This window comes from Chamaesiphon polymorphus CCALA 037 (assembly GCF_003003845.1).
Lineage (GTDB): Bacteria > Cyanobacteriota > Cyanobacteriia > Cyanobacteriales > Chamaesiphonaceae > Chamaesiphon > Chamaesiphon polymorphus.
The window spans coordinates 1-3,045 of sequence record NZ_PVWO01000607.1; the positions used below are offsets into that span (position 1 = coordinate 1).

General features: G+C 44.3%; 3 protein-coding genes and 1 pseudogene. 2 read left to right on the plus strand and 2 right to left on the minus strand.

Going from position 1 to position 3,045, the window contains the following annotated elements; genetic code table 11:
• Positions 1–3: 3 nt before the first annotated feature.
• Positions 4–1,275: a sensor histidine kinase gene (locus C7B77_RS27080; RefSeq protein WP_106312345.1), complete on the minus strand. Its 1,272-nt coding sequence runs from the start codon at positions 1,273–1,275 to the stop codon at positions 4–6.
• Positions 1,276–1,386: 111 nt separating this feature from the next.
• On the opposite strand from C7B77_RS27080, the gene C7B77_RS27085 reads away from it, so the two are divergent.
• Together C7B77_RS27085 and C7B77_RS27090 are read left to right on the plus strand one after the other, a co-directional pair.
• The gene (locus tag C7B77_RS27085; RefSeq protein ID WP_106312348.1) at positions 1,387–2,076 is read left to right on the plus strand and encodes a HEAT repeat domain-containing protein; all 690 of its coding nucleotides are present in this window, start codon (positions 1,387–1,389) and stop codon (positions 2,074–2,076) included.
• Between the two features lie 212 nt (positions 2,077–2,288).
• Positions 2,289–2,843 (plus strand): phycobiliprotein lyase, encoded by a 555-nt coding sequence (locus C7B77_RS27090; RefSeq protein ID WP_106312351.1) that lies wholly within the window; start codon positions 2,289–2,291, stop codon positions 2,841–2,843.
• Here the strand turns inward: C7B77_RS27090 and C7B77_RS30910 are convergent.
• Positions 2,840–3,045: pseudogene (locus C7B77_RS30910) on the minus strand (dolichyl-phosphate-mannose--protein O-mannosyl transferase); the annotation flags it as partial. The gene C7B77_RS27090 and the pseudogene C7B77_RS30910 overlap by 4 nt on opposite strands.

The window sequence follows — 3,045 nt, forward strand, 5'->3', positions numbered from 1 at the left end:
AATTTAACCTCTAACTTCAACTGGTAACTTTACGGCAAACTCCGTCCAGCCTTCGGTACTGGCGAGCTGAATTTCACCATGTAATTGAGCGACTAACTTTTGAACTAAAGATAGTCCCAATCCGCTACCACCTTGGAGCGATCGATCGCTGCCCGGTACCCGATAAAATTGTTCAAATATGTGTGGTAAGTGTTGTGCGGGTATTTCTGCCTGGTTTTTAAAAACGATCGCCATCCAGTCTGCCTGTGGATTGGCTTCGATCTCGACTAAGATCTGACCGTCTGAATCGGTGTATTTACAAGCATTATTTAATAACTCGATCGCAATTTTGGTCAGACAAGCTCGATTTGTCATAATAGTTGGCAGCCATTGAGCCGGAGCGACAGTCAATTTTTGCCGATATTTATGAGCGCGATGAACGAAAGGTTCGATCGTCGTTGGCAACCAAGTTGCAATATCTACTGATTCGAGTTCGACTTTATCGCTCGATAGTTCTAATCTTTGTAGTTCTAGAGTCTTGTCAATTAAGTCAACTTCTCGATCGCATTCTTGCTCTAAAATTGCTAGATATTTTTCGGCGCGATGTCCGACCAATAGTTCGGAAAATATCGGATCTGTTTTGAGACTAGTTTTGAGCATCCGCATGGCCATTTTAATATTCATTAACGGCGCGCGTAAATCGTGAGCGATATTATTGATAAAATCATCTTTCTGCTGACACCGTAATTCTAGTGTAGAGATCTTTTCGATTAACTCAGCTAGATCGGCTAATGGGGACGAAGTAACTGCGATCGAGCTAGCTGTCGTACTAACTTCCACTAACATATTTATCGCTGTTAATAGCTGTTGTCCCAATGCTTGTACCCAAGATAAATCTTGAGCAGTCCAAATACTATTGAGATTGCCTAATAAACAAATTCTGCCCCATAATTCGCTGGGTGGTGGCAATTGTTGAGCGTAAGAATCTTCGGTACATCTAGTTTGTGCGAGTAAGGGAATAAATACATATCGATCGCAAATATTGATATTCATCACCGTAGTCATTGCCGTATATTCAACAATCTCTCGATCGTGCAATCGTCGATCGATTTCTGCGGCTTTTTCTGGTTCCAATCTCAAAGTTAGTTGACCGAGATCCGGTAACTGGGCGATCGTCAACCATTGATGTAGCTGGGGTTGATATTGTTGGATCGATACCCCATTTAAAACTAAAATTTCCTGAATTTGGGCAGCCGTCAGTTGACAGAGATAAGTTGAGTCGGTATGACTGAGCATGAATGGTTATCGGGGTTCCGTTGTCAAGTAGAGATCGGCACAGGCAATCCGGCGATCCTGGTAATTAATAAAATTTGTTACAATATTAGGATAAAGTATGCGAGAGAGTATATGAGTGAGCAAAGTCCAGCAGAAACAGCATTACTGACACAACAGTTGGAGAGTCCAGATCTCCGAGACCGGATGGTGGCTTTGGCATCTTTGCGACACGTTCCTGCTGATGTGGCATTACCGTTAATTAAAAAAGTGCTCAACGATGAAAGCTTGCAACTGCGATCGATGGCAGTGTTTGCTTTAGGCATCAAAGTCACACCAGAATCTTACCCGATTTTGATCGACATCCTAGCTAACGATCCAGATTATGGCATTCGTGCCGATGCCGCAGGTGCTCTAGGATACTTAGAAGATATCCGTGCCTTTGAAGCACTCGTCCGGGCGTTTTATGAGGATACTGATTGGTTAGTGCGTTTTAGTGCGGCTGTATCCTTAGGCAATCTCAAAGATCCGCGTGCTTTCGACTTGCTGATGCGCGCCTTGGATTCACCAGAAATATTACTCCAACAAGCTGCAATTGCTGCATTAGGCGAGATTAAAGCTGTCTCGGCAGTCGATCGGTTAGTATTGTTTATCGAATCCGAAAACTGGATGGTACGCCAACGATTGGCAGAAGCATTAGGACAATTACCTACCCCCAAGAGCATTTCCGCACTCAAATATCTCACTAAAGATAGCCATCCCCACGTATCGGCAGCAGCAATTATCTGTTTGCAACGCTTAGAAGATAAAGAGGATCCCAAGTAGAGGGGTTATACTAAGTTACTGGTAAAGATCGATTTCTTAAAATCGATCTTTACTTTTTTAGAGCGGTGGTAAATTGAGCTTTGATTTGGCCGTTGGTACAACTAACTATCCATCCACCCTGTTGCTGAAGCTCCTCTTAGCATAACGTCTGGAGTCACCAGAAGCATCCACCCATCCACCCATCCACCCATACTATCCCCTATCCCCTCATCATGGATGTCCGCGAATTTTTTGAGTTGAGTGCTGGCAAATGGTTCTCGCAAAAAACCAGTCAACATTTAACTTTGAAACAGTCAGAACATGGCAAATCCGATCTGATTATTGAAATTTTACCCACCGATAATCCGCAAGCAGTCCAATTGTGTCAGCAAGTAGGTATCGATCCTAGCTCGATTTGGGGTGGGATTAAATATACCTGGAAAGGCACGATTAGTTGGGATCCACAACCTCAAACTGCTGCTAATCAAAACGGTGAATCGATCGCGATCGCAGTTGCCGATGCACCAGAAGCTAAAACTGGTAAACTTTTTTACGCACCTAAATTATCATCTCCTGGTATGGCTGCGTCAACGCCTCGATCGGTAAAATACACCCTCGGCGACGACGACGCGCTTACTCTAGTCACCGAGCAGGAAGATGTCTCCAAAGAAGAACGAGTTTGGTTTGAAAGTAACAATGTCCGACTGCGGACGACGATCGTCACACAACCCAGTGGCGACTCGATGGCGTCCTTCTATTCAGAGATTCGGATGGGAGGAGGAGGTTAGTTGATAGTTGATAGTTGGTAGTTGGTAGTTGATAGTTGATAGTTGATAGTTGATAGTTGATAGTTGATAGTTGATAGTTGGTAGAGCAAGCTTTCTAAACCACTACCCACCCATCCACCCATCCACTCATCCACTCCGAACTCCGAACTCCGAACTCCGAACTCCGAACTCCCAACTCCCAACTCCCAACTCCCAACTCCCC